Consider the following 17,852-nt stretch of genomic DNA (forward strand, 5'->3'; position numbering starts at 1 on the left):
CTCACCCTCTCGGGCTTTCCTCCGGGCTTTTCCCTTCGGTCTTGCGTTTCCGACTCTATCAGACTCTTTCGTGTCCGATTCCCGGTCGAAGCGGGTCCCGCTTCGCTTTCCAGTTCATCGCTTTCGCGTTTCCCTTTCCGGCGGCTCCAACCTTACCAGACTCTTTTTCGTTCCGTTTCCGGTTCGAATTTGAATTCCGGTGACCGTTGAAATGGTCTTTGCCTTTCGGCTGATTCGACTTTATCAGAAACATTCGACCGGAAAATCGGCTTCATGATTCGGATTGAGGAATCAATGGCTCTGCGGAAATTCAATCTCCAGCGAGAGCGAGACAGATGCTAACTGCTGGGCTCGGACATGTCCAGTCCGAGGCAACCGTTAAAATCTACCTCCCCTTGTCGGCCATGTCAATGGTCCTTGGGGGCGAGGAGGAGACTAGCAGGTCAGCGGGGTCGTACGCACATCAGGCTGCGACCGGGAGCTCGGCGCTCCGTTCGGTGGCATCGATGTCGCCGCTGTCGCCGACTCGCGCTGCTCGGCCGCCCAGGACGTAGACGTAGGCGAGGAAGGCCAGCTCGGCTGCAATACCAATGGTGATGCGCCCCCACGTCGGGAGGTCGGAGGGGGTGACGAAGCCTTCGATCACGCCGGAGACGAACAGGACCAGCGCGAGGCCGATGGCCATGCCGATCGCGGCGCGGCCCTGTTGAGCGAGGGCGGAGCGCCGGCTCTGTGGGCCCGGGTCGATGACCGTCCAGCCCAGGCGCAGGCCCGTACCCGCGGCAACGAACACGGCGGTGAGTTCGAGCAGGCCGTGCGGGAGGATCAGCCCCAGGAAAGTGTCGAGCCGGCCGGCCGAGGACATCAGGCCGATGCCGACCGCCAGGTTGAGCACGTTGATGAACAGGATCCAGATCACCGGGATGCAGAGGAACGCTCCCAGGACCAGGCACATGGCTGCGGCCTGGGCGTTGTTCGTCCACACCTGGGCGGCGAACGAGGCGGCAGGGTGGCTGGAGTAGTAGGTCTCGTACTCCCCGCCCGGGCTGGTCATGCGGCGGAGGTCGTCCGGAGCCGCGATGGCGGACTGGACCTCCGGATGCGCACCGATCCACCAGCCGATGACCGCCGCCAGCACTGTGGAGAGAACCGCTGTGGGTATCCACCAGTGCCTGGACCGGTAGACGGCGGCGGGGAATCCCGCGATGAGAAAGCGTGTGGCGTCGCGCCAGGAGGCTCGGCGGGTGCCGGTGACCGTTGCCCGGGCACGGGCCACGAGCTGGGTGAGGCGTGCCGTGAGCATAGGGTCCGGGGCGCTGGACTGGAGAAGCGAGAGATGGGTGGCCGTGCGCTGGTAGAGCTCGACGAGTTCGTCTGCTTCCTTGCCGGTGAGCCGGCGCCCGCGGTGCAGAAGATGGTCCAGGCGGTCCCACTCGGTGCGGTGGGCGGTCACGAAGACATCGAGATCCATGATCGGCTGCTGCTCCAGGCATGGGTGCGTACGGGTTCGTACTACGGCGGCGCGCTGCGGGTCAGCTTGGCAGACTGAGGCCCCGAGGGGCAGGGATGATCGGCGAAGGGTGGGGCGGCGATGAGTGAGCTCGTGACCGGGGACGCGGTCGTGCTGGGGCTGCGGCCGGCGAAACTGCCGAGTCGGGCGCTGGCGCTGGCCATCGATCTTGTCGTGGTGGGAGCGGCTTTCGTCCTGGTGTCGATCGGGCTGGCCGTCGCTACGGCGACGCTGGACGACGCGGCACTCGCGGCGGTGTCCGTGGCGGCCTTCCTGCTGGTGCTGGTGGGCGGGCCGATCGCGGTGGAGACGCTCAGCCACGGACGTTCGCTGGGGAAGCTGGCGTGCGGGTTGCGGGTGGTCCGGGACGACGGGGGGCCGATCCGGTTCCGGCATGCGCTCGTACGGGGAGCCATGGGGGCCGTCGAGATTCTGATGACGCTCGGAGTCGTCGCGTGCATCGCCTCGCTGGTGTCCGAGCGGGGGCGGCGGCTCGGAGATGTGTTCGCAGGGACGCTCGTCGTACGGGAACGGGTGCCCGCGGGACGGGCGGCTGCCGTGCCGCCTCCGCCGTCTTGGCTGGCCGGACGGTTCGCGGGGCTGGATCTGTCGGCGGTGCCGGACTCCCTTTGGCTGGCCGTACGGCAGTACCTGACCCGCATGCATCAGCTCGATGCTCAGGTGGGCTGGTCTATTGCGGAGCGGCTGGCCGGGGAGCTGGCGGCTCGGACCGGGGTGCCGGTGCCGGAGGGGGTGCCGGCCGGTGCGTATCTGGCGGCGGTGGTGAACGAGCGGCAGGCTCGGGATGCCCGGAGGGTGTTGGCTGCCGCTCAGGCCGGGGCTGCTCACGGTGGTTCTGCGGGGCAGGCCGGGCGACCGGTGGATGGGGCTCCGGTGAGTGGGGGTGGTGCCGGCTGGGCGCCGGTGGGGGAAGCGCCATCCGCGGGAACTGCCGGGGCGGGAGCGGCCGTGCCGGCGGCGGGGGCCGAGGGCGGACAGGTGCCGCCCGCCGCCACGGGGTTCGCGCCGCCTGCCTAGTGCCGCGGGGGCAACGTTTGCCCGTCAACGAGCGGCGTCCGGTGCGTGCTCTCGACGTGCGGGACGGAAGCCCTCGTACTGGACGTACTCGGGCTTTCGTCCGGTGCGGCAAGAATGCGTGCCCGGCGTCGCGACGGGGCGAGCGTCGCCTGCCGCGGCACTAGAACCGTGAGGGCGGGGAGTCCAGGTCTTCGAGCTCGATGCCCGGGGCCGCGAGGACCACGTCGCCGGCGATGTGGACGGTGTGCTGTTCGCCGGTGTCCAGGGCGCTGACCTGGTATTCGTCCACGGTCAGGGGGCCGTTGTCAGTGGCGTGCGCTTCACTGTTCACCAGGGCCCAGGACTGGTCGACGGTGCGGGGTGCGAGGACCGGGTCGGTGAAGGCGACCAGGCGGACGCGCTTCGCGGGGGAATCGGGGGTGAGGCGCAGCAGACGTGCGGTCGCGATGAGGAACGCGGGGGATGTGCCGGTGAAGGCGTGGGCGCGGACATTGCCTTCGGTGGCATGGGTGCCGGTCGGATCGGTGCGGACCCAGGTGACGCCTTCGAGGGCGGCGCCGCGGACCTGCCAGCTCGCGGCATGGAGTTCGAGGCGGATGGGACGGCCGACCTCGTCGAGGGTGAGGTCGACGGAGCCGAGGTGGTCGCCGGAAGGGGTGGTGGTCCGGGAGAGATAGCGCCAGCCGGAGGGTCCGGGTGCGCACTGGAAGTGTTCCTCGCCGAGGGGGGTGTGATCGTGGAGATCGTGGAGATCGTGGAGCGAATATCGGCCGCGGGGCATGGGGTCCTTCGGGGTTCCTCGGGCTGAGCCGACGCAATACGGGGCAGGCCCCCGGCACGGGGGTGCGGGGGCCTGCGCTCGTACTGCTGCTGAAGCTGTTCCGGCTGTCAGCGGCCGGTCGTCACTGACCGGTGGTGACGTGCGCGGTCGCTGACCGGCGGAATCAGTAGCGGTAGTGGTCGGGCTTGTACGGGCCCTCGACCTCGACACCGATGTACGCGGCCTGCTCGGGGCGGAGCGTCGTGAGCTTCACGCCGAGCGCGTCGAGGTGGAGACGGGCGACCTTCTCGTCCAGGTGCTTGGGCAGCACGTAGACATCGGTCGGGTACTCCTCGGGCTTGGTGAACAGCTCGATCTGGGCCAGGGTCTGGTCCGCGAACGAGTTGGACATGACGAACGAGGGGTGGCCGGTGGCGTTGCCCAGGTTCAGCAGGCGGCCCTCGGACAGCACGATGAGGACCTTGCCGTCGGGGAACGTCCAGGTGTGGACCTGCGGCTTGACCTCGTCCTTGACGATGCCTTCGATCTGCGCCAGGCCGGCCATGTCGATCTCGTTGTCGAAGTGGCCGATGTTCCCGACGATGGCCTGGTGCTTCATCTTGGCCATGTCGGCGGCCATGATGATGTCCTTGTTGCCCGTCGTGGTGACGAAGATGTCGGCCTGGCCGACGACGTCGTCGAGGGTGGCGACCTGGTAGCCGTCCATCGCCGCCTGCAGGGCGCAGATCGGGTCGATCTCCGTGACGATCACCCGGGCGCCCTGGCCGCGCAGGGACTCCGCGCAGCCCTTGCCCACGTCGCCGTAACCGCAGACGACGGCGGTCTTGCCGCCGATCAGGACGTCGGTGGCACGGTTGATGCCGTCGATCAGCGAGTGACGGCAGCCGTACTTGTTGTCGAACTTGGACTTGGTGACGGCGTCGTTGACGTTGATCGCCGGGAAGAGGAGGGTGCCGTCGCGGTGCATCTCGTACAGCCGGTGCACGCCGGTCGTGGTCTCTTCGGTGACGCCGCGGATCTCGGACGCCAGCTGGGTCCACTTCTGCGGGGACTCGCCGAGGGTGCGGTTCAGCAGCGTGAGGATGTGGGCGTACTCCTCGCTGTCCGCGGTCGACGGGTCCGGGGCGGCGCCGGCCTTCTCGAACTCGACACCCTTGTGGACGAGGAGGGTGGCGTCACCACCGTCGTCGAGGATCATGTTCGGGCCGCCGGTGGGGGTGTTCGGCCAGGTCAGGGCCTGCTCCGTGCACCACCAGTACTCCTCCAGCGTCTCGCCCTTCCAGGCGAAGACCGGGACGCCCGCCGGGGCCTCCGGGGTGCCGTTCGGGCCGACGGCGATGGCCGCGGCGGCGTGGTCCTGGGTGGAGAAGATGTTGCAGGAGGCCCAGCGGACCTCGGCGCCGAGGGCGACCAGGGTCTCGATCAGCACGGCCGTCTGCACGGTCATGTGCAGCGAGCCGGTGATGCGGGCGCCGGCCAGCGGCTGCGCTGCGGCGTACTCCTTGCGGATCGACATCAGGCCGGGCATCTCGTGCTCGGCGAGGGTGATCTCCTTGCGACCGAACGCCGCGAGGGAGAGGTCGGCGACCTTGAAGTCCTGTCGATTGGCGACCGTCGTCATAACGGGCTGCTCCTCGTAATGGGGTCGAGGTGGGGCACGGATGGCTCTGCGGCGCCGTCGGGCACACGAATGCCCGGGCGCTCGCAGCGCAGTCCGTCGGAGGCCCTCTCTCCCTCGGCCGGTCCACGCGTACGGACCGATCGACCGCCATCAGCAGCGACGTCTGACACTGCCATCGAATCTACACCGATCGGCCCAGCCGCTCCCAGTCCGCCCCGAGGCCGGACGCGGCCGGGAGGCAGTCGGGAAGCGGTCGGGGCGCTGTACCGGGAGCGGGAGGGAGGACGGTGGAGAGGGTGGTCAGTGGCCGGATTCCGTCGGGGTGTCCGGGGTGCCGCCGGGGGTGCCGCCGGGGGTGCCGCCCGGGGCCTTGCCGGGGTTGGTGCCGGCTGCGGCGGCAGCCTCGCTGTAGATGTCCGGTTCCAGATAGATGACCCGGGCGATCGGGACCGCGGCACGGATCCGGCTCTCGGCCGCGTTGATGGCGTTGGCGACCTCGGTGGCCGTGTTGTCGTGCTGCACCGCGATCTTGGCGGCGACGAGGAGTTCCTCCGGGCCGAGGTGGAGCGTACGCATGTGGATGACGCCGGTGACCGTGTCGCCGTCGACGACCGCGGCCTTGATCTTCTCGACCTGGTCGGCGCCGGCCGCCTCGCCGAGCAGGAGGGACTTCGTCTCGGCGGCGAGCACGATCGCGATGATGATCAGCAGGATGCCGATGCAGAGGGTACCGATGCCGTCCCAGACGCCGTTGCCCGTCACGAGGGCCAGGCCGACACCCGCGAGGGCGAGCACCAGACCGACCAGTGCGCCGAGGTCCTCCAGCAGGACGACGGGAAGCTCGGGGGCCTTCGCCCGGCGGACGAACTCCCTCCAGGAGAGAGTGCCGCGGGTCTGGTTGGACTCCTTGATGGCCGTACGGAAGGAGAAGCTCTCGGCGATGATCGCGAAGACGAGCACCCCGACCGGCCAGTACCAGGCCTCGATCTCGTGCGGGTGCTTGATCTTCTCGTAGCCCTCGTACACCGCGAACATGCCACCGATCGAGAAGAGCACGATGGAGACGAGGAACGCGTAGATGTAGCGCTCACGACCGTAGCCGAAGGGGTGCTGGGGGGTGGCCTCGCGCTGGGCCTTCTTGCCGCCGAGCAGCAGCAGGCCCTGGTTGCCCGAGTCGGCGACCGAGTGGACACTCTCCGCGAGCATCGACGACGAGCCACTGAACAGGAACGCCACGAATTTGGCCACTGCGATCGCGAGGTTGGCGGCGAGTGCCGCCACGATCGCCTTGGTTCCGCCTGACGCACTCATGGGTGCCTGGTGTCCCTTCTTCGATGCTGCGGCCCTGGTGCCGCGGTACGGCCGGACATTGTTGCAGTCGCTGGTGCGGAAGGTACGTCAGACCACCACTGTGGCTCGGAACAGAGTTCCTGTACCGGATACTTCGACCTTTTCGCCGGAGGGTACGAACACGGAGGCGCCGGGTGCGAGATCGAGCTCGCCCGCCTTCGGGGCTCCCCCGGTGCAGAGCAGGATCTGCGGGGTCTCCCTGGTCAGGTCGACGGGGGCGGCGCCGGGCGAGAGGTCGAAGCGCGAGAGCCGGAACTCGTCCGCGGGCGTCTCGTACAGTTCCTCACCGGACGGCGAGGCCTCGGGGCGCAAGACGCCGGGTTCGGTCGCCTCGAAACGGACGATGCGCAGTAGTTCGGGTATGTCGATGTGCTTGGGCGTGAGTCCGCAGCGCAGCACATTGTCCGAGTTTGCCATGATTTCGACGCCAAGGCCGTCGAGGTAGGCGTGCGGCACGCCCGCGCCGAGGAACAGTGCCTCTCCGGGCTGGAGTTCCACGTAGTTCAGCAGCATCGCCGCGATGACACCGGGGTCGCCGGGGAAGTGGTGGGCGATCCGGGCGTACGGGGCGTGGGCGCCGCCGAGGCGTTCGGCGGCGGCCGCCGCCAGGTGCACCGTTTCGGCCATCTCCACCGGGTCGGCGCCGAGGATCGCGGTGAGGACCTCGCGCAGGGCGGCCTCTTCGGGGTGGGCGCCGAGGAGGTCGACGTACGGCTTGAGGGAGTCGACGCCGAGTGCCGCCATCACCTCGGCCGCCTCGGTGGGCGGGCGGAAGCCGCACAGGCCTGCGAAGGGGGTGAGCGCGCAGATCAGCTCGGGCTTGTGGTTGGCGTCCTTGTACGTGCGGTGGGGCGCGTCGATGGGGACGGACCGGCGTTCCTCGTCCTCGTACCCCCTCCTGGCCTGGGTGAGATCGGGGTGGACCTGGAGGGAGAGGGGGGCGCCCGCGGCGAGCAGTTTGAGGAGGAAGGGGAGACGGGGCCCGAACTTCTCGACGGTGGCCCGGCCCAGTTCGCGCTCGGGGTCGGCAGCGATGACCTCGGTGAGGGGCTGTTCGGGGCCGGCCTCTCCGGCGGCGGTCATACGGATGAGGAGGGAGGGGGCGCCGGGGTGGGCACCCATCCACATCTCGGCCTGCGGCTCGCCGGTGGGGGCGACGCCGAGCAGTTCGGGGATGGCGGTGATGGAGCCCCAGGCGTAAGGGCGCACGGTGTTGGAGAGCCGGTCCATGGTGTTCGTCCTCGTGAGATGCGTGGATCGGGGGTGCTGTGCTCTGTGCTCGGGTGTGGGGGCGCTCTTGTCGGAGGTGCGCTGGGTGCGGTCGGCGGGGGCTTGTTGGGGTCAGGCGCCGGATGCGGAGGCGAGTGCCAGGTAGACGGCGGCGAAGTCGGTGACTGCGAGCAGTTCGGCGAGGGCTTCGAGCTCGGTGCCCTCGTCGGGTTCGAGCTCGCTGATCGCGGTGTCGTGGCCGAGGGCCAGTTCGCGGGCGGCTGGAGCCGCGCTCAGGCCACCGGTGGGGCGGTCGCGGAGCAGTACGACGCGGGCGTGCAGCGGCTCCGGCTCCTCGACCCGGTCGCGGAAGAAGTCGTCGGGGTCGGCCCCGGCGGCGAAGGCACCCGCCAGCAGTGTGCCGTGGGCGGGTAGCGCCTCGGGCAGTTCGGCGACGAGGGCCGGGCGGCCGGAAAGTTCGGCCAGGACGGCGGCGAATCTGCGGCCGACCGGGGCGGCCGACTCACCCTCCGTCCAGATGAGGGGCAGGCTCTCGGCGAGTTCGGCCGCGAGGGTCTTGGCGGGGTTGCTGTACGTGGCGATGGCCGGGCCGCAGCGTTCCGCGGTGCGGTCCAGGCGGTCGGCGACGCTCTGCAACGCCTCGGTGGGGGCGGTGAGCAGGCCCACCCGGTCCAGCAGCGCGAGCAGCGGGGTGAACAGGGCCCAGAGCGTGCCGGGGCCCGCGGCCGAGGTCTCGGCGTCGTACTCGCCGTGCGGGGCGGAGGCCATCGGTACGACGAGGCCGTGCGCCGTGTCGATCGCCTCGCGCAGCGGTGACTGGCGCGGGGTGACGGCGACGACGCTGCAGCCTCGGCGGTACGCCTGTTCGGCGAGGAGGGAGAGGCCCGGCTCGGAGCCGTCGGCCGTGACGATCAGCAGCAGGTCCACGGAGCCGGCCCAGCCGGGCAGCGTCCAGCGCATCGCGCCCGGTGCGGGGGCGACCCCGGTGGGATGGATGCGGGTGACGGGCGCGGAGGCGCCTGCCAGGGCGGTGATCAGGTCGGCGACGCCGGACGCGGCGGTGCCGGAGCCCGCGACCAGTACGGCGCGGGGGCGGCCCTCCGGGTTCAGCTCGGCGATCCCCGCCTCGGCTGCGTGCCGGGCAGCGGTACGGACCCGGGCCCCGGCCTCGGCGGCGCCGCGGAGCAGGCCGCGGCGGTCGGCTCGGGCCAGGGCCTCCGGGGCGTCGAGCAGCGACTCGTCGAGCATGGGGACGGTCCTCCGATCACATGCTGATCACCGTGCGGGGTGCGGTGCGGGGCAGTCGCGGGCCCGGCACCGTTACGCGGGGCGGCGGGCCTCGTCGACGAGGAGGACGGGGATGCCGTCCCGTACCGGGTAGGCCAGGCCGCAGTCCTGGCCGGTGCAGATCAGCTCGGGGCTGTCGGCTGCCGACCGGTCGTCGAGCGGGGAGTGGCAGGCCGGGCAGGCGAGGATCTCCAAAAGGCCGGCTTCGAGCGGCATGGGGTGGGTCCCTTCGAGCAACGGATCAGGCGACGTCAGCCTACCGCTGGGGGCGATGGGGTGTGGGGCGGGCCGGGGGCCACGGGTGGGGGTGCGGGGCGGGCCGGGGGCCCGCAGGTGGAGGCGCGGGGCCGGGGGTGGTGCGGTGCGGGTGGGGTGCCTGCGCCTGCGGCGGGCTTGTCCCCTGCCCGCCCCTTCCCGTAACCGGGGGCTCCGCCCCCGGACCCCCGCTCCTCAAACGCCGGAGGGGCTGGAGATGGTGCCCGAGGGGCTTGGAGGCGGAGGGGATGAGGCCGGGGAGGTATCACGGGAGGGGTAAGACCGGAGCGAGCGGGTGCAACCGAGGCGGGTAAAGCCGGAAGAGGCAAGGCCGAGGCAGGCAAGGTAAGGCCGGAGGAGGTGAGGCCGAGGCGGGTAAAGCCGGAGGAGGTCAGGCCGAGGCAGGCAGGGTGAGGCCGAGGCGGGTAAGGCCGGAGGAGGTCAGGCCGAGGCAGGCAGGGTAAGGCCGGAGGAGGTGAGGCCGAAGCGGGTGAGACCAAGACGGGCGGTGAGACCGAGGCGGGTAAAGCCGGAGGGGCTGGGACCGGGAGGGTCCGGATCGGTCACCGAAGGGCCTGGGCGTACCGGACGGAGCGAGGCCGGAAGGATTGGATCAGTCGCCGGAGGGACTTGACGTACCGGGGGAATCCGGGGTTCGGACCAGGGCCAGGACCTCGTCCCGTACCGCCGCCATCGTCCGTTCGTCGCGGGCCTCCACGTTCAGGCGCAGCAGCGGCTCCGTGTTGGAGGCGCGGAGGTTGAACCACCAGTGCGGGGACGTGACCGTCAGGCCGTCCAGGTCGTCGGTCGTGACGCCGTCGCGGGGTGCGAAGGCGGCGCGTACCGCTGCCGTGCGGCCCGGCTGGTCGGCGACCGTGGAGTTGATCTCACCGGAGCCGGCGTAGCGGTCGTAGTGGGCGACCAGTTCGGACAGGGGGCCGTCCTGGCCGCCCAGCGCGGCCAGGACGTGGAGCGCGGCGAGCATGCCCGTGTCGGCGTTCCAGAAGTCGCGGAAGTAGTAGTGCGCGGAGTGTTCGCCGCCGAAGATCGCGCCGTGCTCGGCCATCTCCGCCTTGATGAAGGAGTGGCCCACGCGGGTACGGACCGGGGTGCCGCCGTTCTCGCGGACGACCTCGGGGACCGAGAGGGACGTGATCAGGTTGTGGATGACGGTGCCCTTGCCGCCGTTGCGGGCGAGCTCCCGGGCCGCGACCAGGGCGGTGATCGCCGACGGCGAGATGCCCTCGCCCCGCTCGTCGACGACGAAGCAACGGTCCGCGTCTCCGTCGAAGGCGAGGCCGAGGTCGGCGCCCTCGGCCACGACCCGGGCCTGGAGGTCGACGAGGTTCTTCGGGTCGAGGGGGTTGGCCTCGTGGTTGGGGAATGTGCCGTCGAGTTCGAAGTACATCGGTACGAGGTCGACGGGCAGGCCCGCGAAGACGGTGGGGACGGTGTGGCCGCCCATGCCGTTGCCCGCGTCGACGACGACCTTCAGCGGACGGACGGACGTCAGGTCGACCAGGGACAGCAGGTGGGCCGCGTAGTCGGCGAGCGTGTCGCGCTCGGTGACGGTGCCGGGGGCGGCGACCGGCTGCGGGGCGCCCGTCCTGGACCACTTCTCGACCAGGGCGCGGATCTCCAGGAGCCCGGTGTCCTGGCCCACGGGTGCGGCGCCCGCCCGGCAGAGCTTGATGCCGTTGTACTGCGCCGGGTTGTGCGAGGCGGTGAACATCGCGCCGGGGAGGCCCAGGCTGCCCGAGGCGAAGTACAGCTGGTCGGTCGAGCAGAGGCCGATGAGGGTGACGTCCGCGCCGCGCGCGGCGGCTCCCCGTGCGAAGGCTCCCGAGAGGCCGGGCGACGAGGGCCGCATGTCGTGGCCGATCACGATCGCGTCCGCGCCCGTCACCTCGACGAACGCCGCCCCGAACTGCTCGGCCAGCGCCTCGTCCCACTGATCGGGCACCACTCCGCGCACGTCGTACGCCTTCACGATCTGCGACAGATCAGCAGCCACGGGCCGGTCCTCCTGAGAATCCTGCGGACCGCCCAAACTACCCGGAGGGCTCGTGGGCCGAGCTCAGGAGTCCGGTGAGCGCAGCACTCTCAGATGGCCACGGCGCGCGACCTCCATCGGATCGACGGCGTGCGGACCGCTGATCCGGCCGTCGGCACCGCGGTCCTGCGGCCGCGCCGCTTCGCGTACGGCATTGGCGAGCGCTTCGAGGTCGTCGCCGCTGGGGCGGGTGGGTGCGGAGGGGTCGGAGAGCCGGACAACTTCCCAGCCGCGAGGTGCCGTCAGCCGCTCACTGTGCTCGGCGCAGAGGTCATAGCAGTGGGGCTCGGCGTAGGTGGCGAGCGGGCCGAGGACCGCAGTCGAGTCGGCATAGACGTACGTCAGTGTCGCGACGGCAGGGCGGCCGCACGCGGTGCGCGAACAGCGACGTACAGGGCTCACGATGTTGGACGGTACCGCACTCTTGAGCGGGCTGCGACGACTCTCCCTCAGGTCACCCCACCGTGTCGCCCTGTGAACTCCGGCACAAGCACCTTCCGGACAGTCGTTCTGACCTGCGCGGGAGCGGATATGCACCGGCATGGTCGGCAACGATTCCGGTCACCGATCAGCACAAAATCTGTCATACAGCAAGGGATCAGCGATCAGGAGCAGGGCCTGAAACGGGCCTCTGAATGGCCGGATTGTTCAGGATTGGACAGGTGGGATGCTCTGTCCCTGATATGGCCGGTGCGCTGCCGTGGAAACGGCGATGCCCTGTCAGGGAGCGGCGTTCCACCTGCTGCTGGGAGCGTTACGCTGCGTCAGTGATGGACAGCCCCGTACCGCCGCACCCGTCCGAGCCGCGCCCGCGCCGTCGTGACCGCCATGGCCGCGGCATGCGAGGGCCCGTCGCCCCGCCCCAGGTACCGCTCTCGGTCAGCAGGGCGGAGAACTTCCGCGATCTCGTGCAGGACTCGGTGGAACGGCTGGAGCGGCGCTGGCCGCAGCTGACCGATGTCGACTTCATGGTGCTCGACGTGCCGGGGACGCAGGAGGGGACGCAGGGGGAGACCGTGCCGCTGGGGCGTGCTGTCTCCGCGGAGAAGGGGCGGCCGGCGCAGATCGTGATCTACCGGCGGCCCGTCGAGATCCGCGCCAAGAACCGCGACGAGCGCGCCCTGCTGGTGCACGAGGTCGTGGTGGAGCAGGTCGCGGAACTGCTCGGGCTCGCACCGGAGTCGGTGGATCCGCGGTACGGGCAGGAGTAGCGGGGCCCCGGCGTCCTGCCCGGCCCCGGCCCCTGCCCGTACCGTCCGGTCAGTCGTCGAGCACCGACAGGTCCTGCTCGGCGGCGGGCACCTCGACCGTGCCGCGGTCGTCCGGCAGGGTCTGCACGGTGAACATCTGGATGCCGTTCTGCGTGAGGGTGAGCGTGCGCGCGGCGTGGACCGGGCCGCCCGACTCCGTCTCGACCGTCAGGGCGTAGGAGCCCTTGAGGCCGGACGGTACGGGCGGGGTGACCGCCAGCGTCGTACCGCCCTTGACCGTGTACTTCTTGACGGTCTGTTCGCCGCCCTCGCTGCCCGCCGACGCGGTGACCTTCACGGTGGCGGTGGCATCCGGCGCGGTGAGCGAGAGCGTCGAGCCCTTGTCCCGGTTGTCGGCCACGGTCGCCCGTGCGCCCACCGGACCGGTCGCCGGAATGTAGCCGACCTCCTGCTTGTCGCCGGTGCCGCGGACCACACGCAGCGCGGCGACCACGGGGGCGTTCTTCTTCCCCCCGGTGGGGGTCAGCAGCAGGGAGCCGGCCTCGCCCTTGGTGATGTCGTTCAGGTCGACGCCCGCGGTCATCCGGGACTTGACGTGGAGACTCTCGTTGCCGACCGGGGAGATCGCGCCGGTCTTGCCGATCAGTTTCACCTTCAGATCGGCGTCATTGTCGCCCGTCGCGAAGGCCACGAGACGGACCGAGGTGGCGTCCGCGGGGATGCCGGGGAGCACCAGGGTGCCCGTCGGGTCGGTGGAGGCGGCCAGCCAGTCGCTGCCGGTCTCCTCGTCCGCGGTCCTGACGACCGCGCCGACGCGTCCGGTACGGGTGGTGACGTGGACGGTCACGTCCTCGGCGACCTCGCTGGTCAGCGTGGAGATCAGTACCGGCACGCTGGAGCGGGCGGGCACCGTGATGCCCTCGCCGACATCGGACTTGAGGGAGCCGTCCGGGCCGTACAGTTCGATGTCGGCGACGGCCGCGGTGTCGTCCGGGTTGGTCAGGTGGACGTAGTCCTCGCGGGACTTCGCGGTGCTCGCGGCCGGGAACCAGAAGTCGGTGTCGGGCCCGGTGCAGCTGACGCCGAGCAGGCCGCGGCCGCCGCCCGCCTCGACCGTGGTGGTCTGCTGGGTGGTCCAGCCGGAGGCCAGGCTGCCGGTGGCGGTTCCGACCAGCGCAGGGGCGTCGGCGCCCGATACCTCGGCGGTGGCCGGTTTGCCCGGCTCCTTGAGCGCGACGACCGGCTTTCCGGGATCCGCCTTCTTCTTGTCCTTCTTCTCGTGCGCCTTGCCGCCGTCGGACGTGGTGGCGGTGGACTTCAGCAGCTCGGCCGTACCGGCCTCGCCTCCGCCGGCGCCCGCCGGGGTGAAGGAGGTGTAGGTCGTCTCCGCCAGGTCCGAGAGGCCGGGGGCCGGGCAGAGCAGGCTGGACCGTTCCACCGGCAGCCGTGCGGCGGTCTTCGCCGGTGCGGCGGCCTCGTCGCCGGGCGCGGTGAACGCGGCGAATCCGGTGACTGCGGCGAGGGCGACGGTGCCCGCGATGAGGGACATGGTGGACTTCACTCGGACTCGCCTCGCGATGCGTTACCGGCCGGCCACGGGTTCTGGCCCGGGGCGGGGTTCTCGTCGGGGTTCTGCGGGTCGTACTGGCCCTGCGGTGCGGCCTGCTGCCCGTAGGGGGCCTGGGGGTCGTACGGGGCCTGGGATTGCGGGTCGTACTGCTGCTGGGCGGCGTAGCCGTACGGGTCGTAGGTGTTCTGCTGGTACGGGTCGGCAGCCAGGTGGTCCGGCTGCGTGCCGTACTGGCCGTCCTGCTGCGGGGCGTACTGGCCGTCCCCGTACTGCTCGCCCTGGTACTGCTGGTAGCCGGCGTCCTGGTACTGCTGCGCGTCCCATTCGCCGTACTGCTGCGGCATCGCCGCGTACTGGCCGGCGTCGGCCTGCGGGGCGAAGGCATCCTCGCCGCCGGTCTGCGGGGCGAAGGCGCTGTGGTCGTCGCTTGCGTGCGGTTGCGGCTCGGCGGCCTGTTCGGCGGGGGGGTACTCCCCCGCCTGCTGGGCCGGGATGTACTGCCCTGCCTCCTCGGCCGGCCCGGCTTCCGCCTCCGCCTCCGCCTGGGCGGCCGCGCGCAGCCTGCGGGCCCGGCGTCCCTCGCCGGCGACCGGCTCCGCGGGGACCGTCACGGCCTCCTCGGGCAGGTCGTCGTCGATCTCCCGGCGGCGGCCGGGCAGGGCGAGGACCAGCAGGACGACGGCCAGCGCGGCCTGGGTCCAGATCCAGGCGGTGTGGGTGAACGGGGTGTCGTACGTGAGGTCCAGCGTGCCGCCCTCGGCGGGGAGCTCGAAGCCCTGGGCCCAGCCGTCGACCGTCTTCGGGGTCAGCGCCCGGCCGTTGAGCGTGGCCTGCCAGCCGGGGTCGGCGGCGTCCGCGATCCGCAGCACACGGCCCGAGCCGCCCGCCGGGATCTTGGTGTGCGCCTCGACGGGCTGCGAGCCGACGGGCAGCGGTTCCTCGTCGGCGCCGGACGGGATGATCATGACTCGGGCGACCTGGCGGTCGACCCGCCACAGCGCGCTGCCGTCCAGCTGGCTGAGCCGGCTGAGCCCCGGGGTCGCGTCGAGGACCCGGCTCATCTCCTTCGGAGCGCTGTCGCGCACCAGTACGTAACGGATCGCGAAGCCGCTGAGCTGACGGCCCTGGTCGGCTCCGGAGCCCGCGACCAGGTTGGCGACGACCTTGTCGAGGTGGCTGTTGCTGCCGCCCGCCTCGGTCAGTTCGGCGTCACCGAGCCGCGCGCCGGAGCCGCGCACCAGGGTGTACGAGACGGTGCCGGGCGAGCTGCCGCCGAGGACCAGGGTGCGCGGCTGGTCACGAGTGGTGCTCTCCTCGGCGACGAACTCGGGCACCTGCACCGGGTCGCGGCGCTCCAGCGGTCCCGCCGCGCCACCGATCATCCAGCCCGCGGCAGCCAGCACCGGGGCGAGTGCCGCGGCGAGGGCGATCAGCGCGGCGACCGGCTGGCGCCAGCCGAAGCTGAGCTCGGCGACGCGCACCCGGGCACCGTCCGCGCCGACCAGCGCGGCGGCGATCAGCGCGATGCCGTAGACGAGGGTGGCGGGGCCTGCCCAGCCCGAGCCGTTGGCCAGCGCGGCGAAGAAAAGCGCCACGAGCGCGACCGTCCACGCGGTGCGTACCGCGAACTGCCGCTCCCCGCGCAGCAGCGCGGCCAGCGCGGCAAGCACGATGCCGAGCAGCAGCACGCCGCCCGCGGCCTTGGGGCCGCCGGGGCTGATGCCGAGCAGGTCGAGCGCGGAGGCCGTGCCCGTACCCATGTCCAGGCCCGCCTCCTTCAGGAAGGCGGACGGGTTGGTGAGGAGCGAGAGCGACCAGGGCGCGAGAACGACCAGCGGGGTGCCGATCGTGGCGAGGAAGCGGAGCCCGTACGCGGCGATGTCGCCGCGGCGCAGTACGAGCACGCCGATGCCGAGGACCACGGCGAGCGGCCAGACGATCGGCGTGAACGCCATCACGAAGGTGAGGAGCAGGGTGTACGCCCAGGTGGCGCGCCAGCTGCCGCGGGCGTCGCCGTCGGCCCGCATGCCGTGCGCGGAGACGGCGGCGCGGGCGATCAGCGGGAGCAGGACGGCCAGTACGGCGGTGCCGAGACGGCCGGTCGCCAGGGCGCCGGTCGCGGCGGGCAGGAAGGCGTACGCGACGCTCGCCCAGGCCCGCAGCAGCCTCGATTCGAGCAGCGGCCGGGAGGCGAAGTAGGCGGTGAGTCCGGCGAGCGGTACGGAGCAGACCAGCAGCAGGGTGAGCGCGAAGCCGGTCGAGCCGAGGAACAGCGCGGACAGGGCGGAGAGCACGGCGAGGTAGGGCGGCGCGGTCTGCGTGCCGCCGGTGCCGACCGTGTGCCAGCCGTCCGCGTACTTGTTCCACAGGTCGGAGACGTCACCGGGGGCGGGCAGCAGCGCGCCGCCGGCCAGCGAGCCGCCGCCGAGCAGGTCGCGGCAGGCGACGAGCGAGACCAGCAGCAAAACGGCGAAGAGGACCGGGCCCGGCTTGCGCCCGATCCGCTTGAGCCGTGCGAACTGCTCGATCTCCAGGAAGTCGGCGTCGTCACCACCGGGTCCGGACTCCACGGCGCCGTGCCGGGAGCCGCCCGAGTCGGCGTCGGAGCCGCTGCCGAAGTTACCGGCGACCTGGTCCACGGTGGCGCGGACGGTGGCGCCGGGCGGCGGGAAGAGGCCGCGCAACTCGGCCTGGTCGACGGCGCCCTTGCCGCGGCCGCGCCGGGCCGCGAGGATCCGTCCGGGGCGCAGCAGGGTGCCGAAGAGCCCGGCGACCTCGTCGAGGGCCTGGCCGGGCACCTTGCCGACGAGGTAGGCGAGGGTACGCAGCAGGGTGCCGACGACGAGCCTGAGCAGCACCCAGGGCAGCACCTTGGCGCGGGCGTTGACCAGCATCGTGTAGACGGCGCCGGCCTTGTCGACGCGGTGCGGGGAGGCGACCGAGCGACCCGCGCAGTCGATCGGGCGGCGCTCGCGGGCGGAGGCCTCGGCATGCCTGAGGACGGCGTCGGGGGCGACGAGCACCCGGTGTCCCGCGACGTGTGCGCGCCAGCACAGGTCGACGTCGTCACGCATCAGGGGCAGGCTGCGGTCGAACCCGCCGAGCTCCTCCCAGACATCACGGCGGATCAGCATGCCGGCGGTGGAGACGGAGAGCACGGTGCGGACCTGGTCGTGCTGGCCCTGGTCCTGCTCGCGGCGGTCGAGCCCGGTCCAACGGCGTCCGCTGTTGGCGATGGAGACACCGACCTCCAGCAGCTGCTTGCGGTCGTACCAGCCGCGGAGCTTGGGGCCGACGATCGCGGCGTGCGGGTCGGTGTCGACGACGCGCAGCAGCTCGGCGAGCGCGTCGGGCTCGGGTGCGCAGTCGTCGTGGAGCAGCCAGAGCCACTGCACCGGTTCGCCGTGCGGCAGTTCGGGCAGGTCGTAGGCGTCGTCGCGCCAGGTCCTGCTGGCGGGGTCCCAGCTGCTGGGGCGCTTCAGGTACGGCAGGTCCTCGGCGGTGAGGACGCCGGCCGTGCGGGTCGCCTCGTCGACGGCGGTGCCGAAGCTCGTACGGCGCGCGAGGTGCAGGACCCGTTCGGCGCCGAGCGCCTCGGTGACCAGTTGCGCGGAGTCGTCGGCGCTGCCGGTGTCGGCGGCGACGACGTTCTGTACGGGGCGTTCCTGCCCGAGCAGCCCGGCGAGCGCGTCGGGCAGCCAGCGTGCGCCGTCGTGGGAGACGAGCACGGCGGTGACGACATGCCGGGGGAACTCTGGGGCGGTGGCGGCCGCGTACGGCGCCGCCGATTGGCTGTGCACGGACATCGAGGTACGGGCCCTCCGGCCGGGTCCGGGGGGCGTTTCCCCGGGGGATGCATCGGTGTACACGCGCGCCCCGTCGGGGCGTTGGCGTGTCTCGGACGGGGCCCCACACTAACGGTACGGATAACCACGAGGGCGCCGAG

13 protein-coding genes are annotated in these 17,852 nt (G+C 71.5%); 2 read left to right on the top strand and 11 right to left on the bottom strand.

The genetic code is table 11. The features are described 5' to 3' along the window. Positions 1 to 463: 463 nt before the first annotated feature. A complete protein-coding gene (locus tag ACWCQ6_RS20070) occupies positions 464 to 1,471 on the bottom strand; it encodes a stage II sporulation protein M (protein ID WP_451090944.1) in 1,008 nt (335 codons plus the stop codon). A gap of 120 nt (positions 1,472 to 1,591) precedes the next feature. Between ACWCQ6_RS20070 and ACWCQ6_RS20075 the strand changes: the two genes are divergently transcribed. Beyond that, positions 1,592 to 2,548 (top strand): RDD family protein, encoded by a 957-nt coding sequence (locus ACWCQ6_RS20075; RefSeq protein ID WP_451090946.1) that lies wholly within the window; start codon positions 1,592 to 1,594, stop codon positions 2,546 to 2,548. 160 nt (positions 2,549 to 2,708) lie between these two features. Here the strand turns inward: ACWCQ6_RS20075 and ACWCQ6_RS20080 are convergent, their stop codons facing one another. From ACWCQ6_RS20080 to ACWCQ6_RS20115, 8 genes are all read right to left on the bottom strand, one after another. After that, positions 2,709 to 3,329: a hypothetical protein gene (locus ACWCQ6_RS20080; protein WP_451090948.1), complete on the bottom strand. Its 621-nt coding sequence runs from the start codon at positions 3,327 to 3,329 to the stop codon at positions 2,709 to 2,711. Positions 3,330 to 3,492: 163 nt separating this feature from the next. Beyond that, positions 3,493 to 4,950: an adenosylhomocysteinase gene (gene ahcY, locus ACWCQ6_RS20085; protein ID WP_451090950.1), complete on the bottom strand. Its 1,458-nt coding sequence runs from the start codon at positions 4,948 to 4,950 to the stop codon at positions 3,493 to 3,495. A gap of 300 nt (positions 4,951 to 5,250) precedes the next feature. After that, on the bottom strand, positions 5,251 to 6,261 hold the full coding sequence (locus tag ACWCQ6_RS20090; protein WP_451090952.1) for a cation diffusion facilitator family transporter: 1,011 nt from the start codon (positions 6,259 to 6,261) through the stop codon (positions 5,251 to 5,253). An 87-nt stretch (positions 6,262 to 6,348) separates the two neighbouring features. Continuing rightward, entirely contained in the window at positions 6,349 to 7,530 is a 1,182-nt protein-coding gene (gene manA / locus ACWCQ6_RS20095; RefSeq protein WP_451090954.1) for a mannose-6-phosphate isomerase, class I, read from the bottom strand. Positions 7,531 to 7,641: 111 nt separating this feature from the next. Then, on the bottom strand, positions 7,642 to 8,778 hold the full coding sequence (locus tag ACWCQ6_RS20100; RefSeq protein ID WP_451090956.1) for an SIS domain-containing protein: 1,137 nt from the start codon (positions 8,776 to 8,778) through the stop codon (positions 7,642 to 7,644). A gap of 72 nt (positions 8,779 to 8,850) precedes the next feature. Next, a complete protein-coding gene (locus ACWCQ6_RS20105) occupies positions 8,851 to 9,033 on the bottom strand; it encodes a Trm112 family protein (RefSeq protein WP_072488362.1) in 183 nt (60 codons plus the stop codon). A 652-nt stretch (positions 9,034 to 9,685) separates the two neighbouring features. Next, positions 9,686 to 11,086 carry a phosphomannomutase/phosphoglucomutase gene (locus ACWCQ6_RS20110; RefSeq protein WP_451090958.1) on the bottom strand — a complete coding sequence of 467 codons (1,401 nt, stop codon included), beginning with the start codon at positions 11,084 to 11,086 and terminating at the stop codon, positions 9,686 to 9,688. Between the two features lie 63 nt (positions 11,087 to 11,149). After that, positions 11,150 to 11,527, bottom strand: coding sequence for a DUF3499 domain-containing protein (locus ACWCQ6_RS20115; protein WP_451090960.1), 378 nt, complete (start codon positions 11,525 to 11,527; stop codon positions 11,150 to 11,152). A 368-nt stretch (positions 11,528 to 11,895) separates the two neighbouring features. Between ACWCQ6_RS20115 and ACWCQ6_RS20120 the strand changes: the two genes are divergently transcribed. Further along, a complete protein-coding gene (locus ACWCQ6_RS20120) occupies positions 11,896 to 12,336 on the top strand; it encodes a metallopeptidase family protein (protein WP_451091039.1) in 441 nt (146 codons plus the stop codon). A 49-nt stretch (positions 12,337 to 12,385) separates the two neighbouring features. Here ACWCQ6_RS20120 and ACWCQ6_RS20125 read toward each other — a convergent pair whose 3' ends face one another. Then, complete coding sequence (locus ACWCQ6_RS20125; protein WP_451090962.1) at positions 12,386 to 13,897, bottom strand: DUF5719 family protein; 1,512 nt, start codon at positions 13,895 to 13,897, stop codon at positions 12,386 to 12,388. After that, positions 13,894 to 17,712, bottom strand: coding sequence for a glycosyltransferase (locus ACWCQ6_RS20130; RefSeq protein WP_451090964.1), 3,819 nt, complete (start codon positions 17,710 to 17,712; stop codon positions 13,894 to 13,896). Before ACWCQ6_RS20130 ends, ACWCQ6_RS20125 begins: the two co-directional genes overlap by 4 nt. Positions 17,713 to 17,852: the final 140 nt, after the last annotated feature.

Source organism: Streptomyces sp. NPDC001880 (assembly GCF_053594575.1).

Excerpts from the sequence above, each read along its gene's own strand:
- ACWCQ6_RS20070 (WP_451090944.1), bottom strand. The coding sequence starts at position 1,471 with ATGGATCTCGATGTCTTCGTGACCGCCCACCGCACCGAGTGGGACCGC.
- ACWCQ6_RS20075 (WP_451090946.1), top strand. The coding sequence starts at position 1,592 with ATGAGTGAGCTCGTGACCGGGGACGCGGTCGTGCTGGGGCTGCGGCCG.
- ACWCQ6_RS20080 (WP_451090948.1), bottom strand. The coding sequence starts at position 3,329 with ATGCCCCGCGGCCGATATTCGCTCCACGATCTCCACGATCTCCACGAT.
- ahcY (WP_451090950.1), bottom strand. The coding sequence starts at position 4,950 with ATGACGACGGTCGCCAATCGACAGGACTTCAAGGTCGCCGACCTCTCC.
- ACWCQ6_RS20090 (WP_451090952.1), bottom strand. The coding sequence starts at position 6,261 with ATGAGTGCGTCAGGCGGAACCAAGGCGATCGTGGCGGCACTCGCCGCC.
- manA (WP_451090954.1), bottom strand. The coding sequence starts at position 7,530 with ATGGACCGGCTCTCCAACACCGTGCGCCCTTACGCCTGGGGCTCCATC.
- ACWCQ6_RS20100 (WP_451090956.1), bottom strand. The coding sequence starts at position 8,778 with ATGCTCGACGAGTCGCTGCTCGACGCCCCGGAGGCCCTGGCCCGAGCC.
- ACWCQ6_RS20105 (WP_072488362.1), bottom strand. The coding sequence starts at position 9,033 with ATGCCGCTCGAAGCCGGCCTTTTGGAGATCCTCGCCTGCCCGGCCTGC.
- ACWCQ6_RS20120 (WP_451091039.1), top strand. The coding sequence starts at position 11,896 with ATGGACAGCCCCGTACCGCCGCACCCGTCCGAGCCGCGCCCGCGCCGT.
- ACWCQ6_RS20130 (WP_451090964.1), bottom strand. The coding sequence starts at position 17,712 with ATGTCCGTGCACAGCCAATCGGCGGCGCCGTACGCGGCCGCCACCGCC.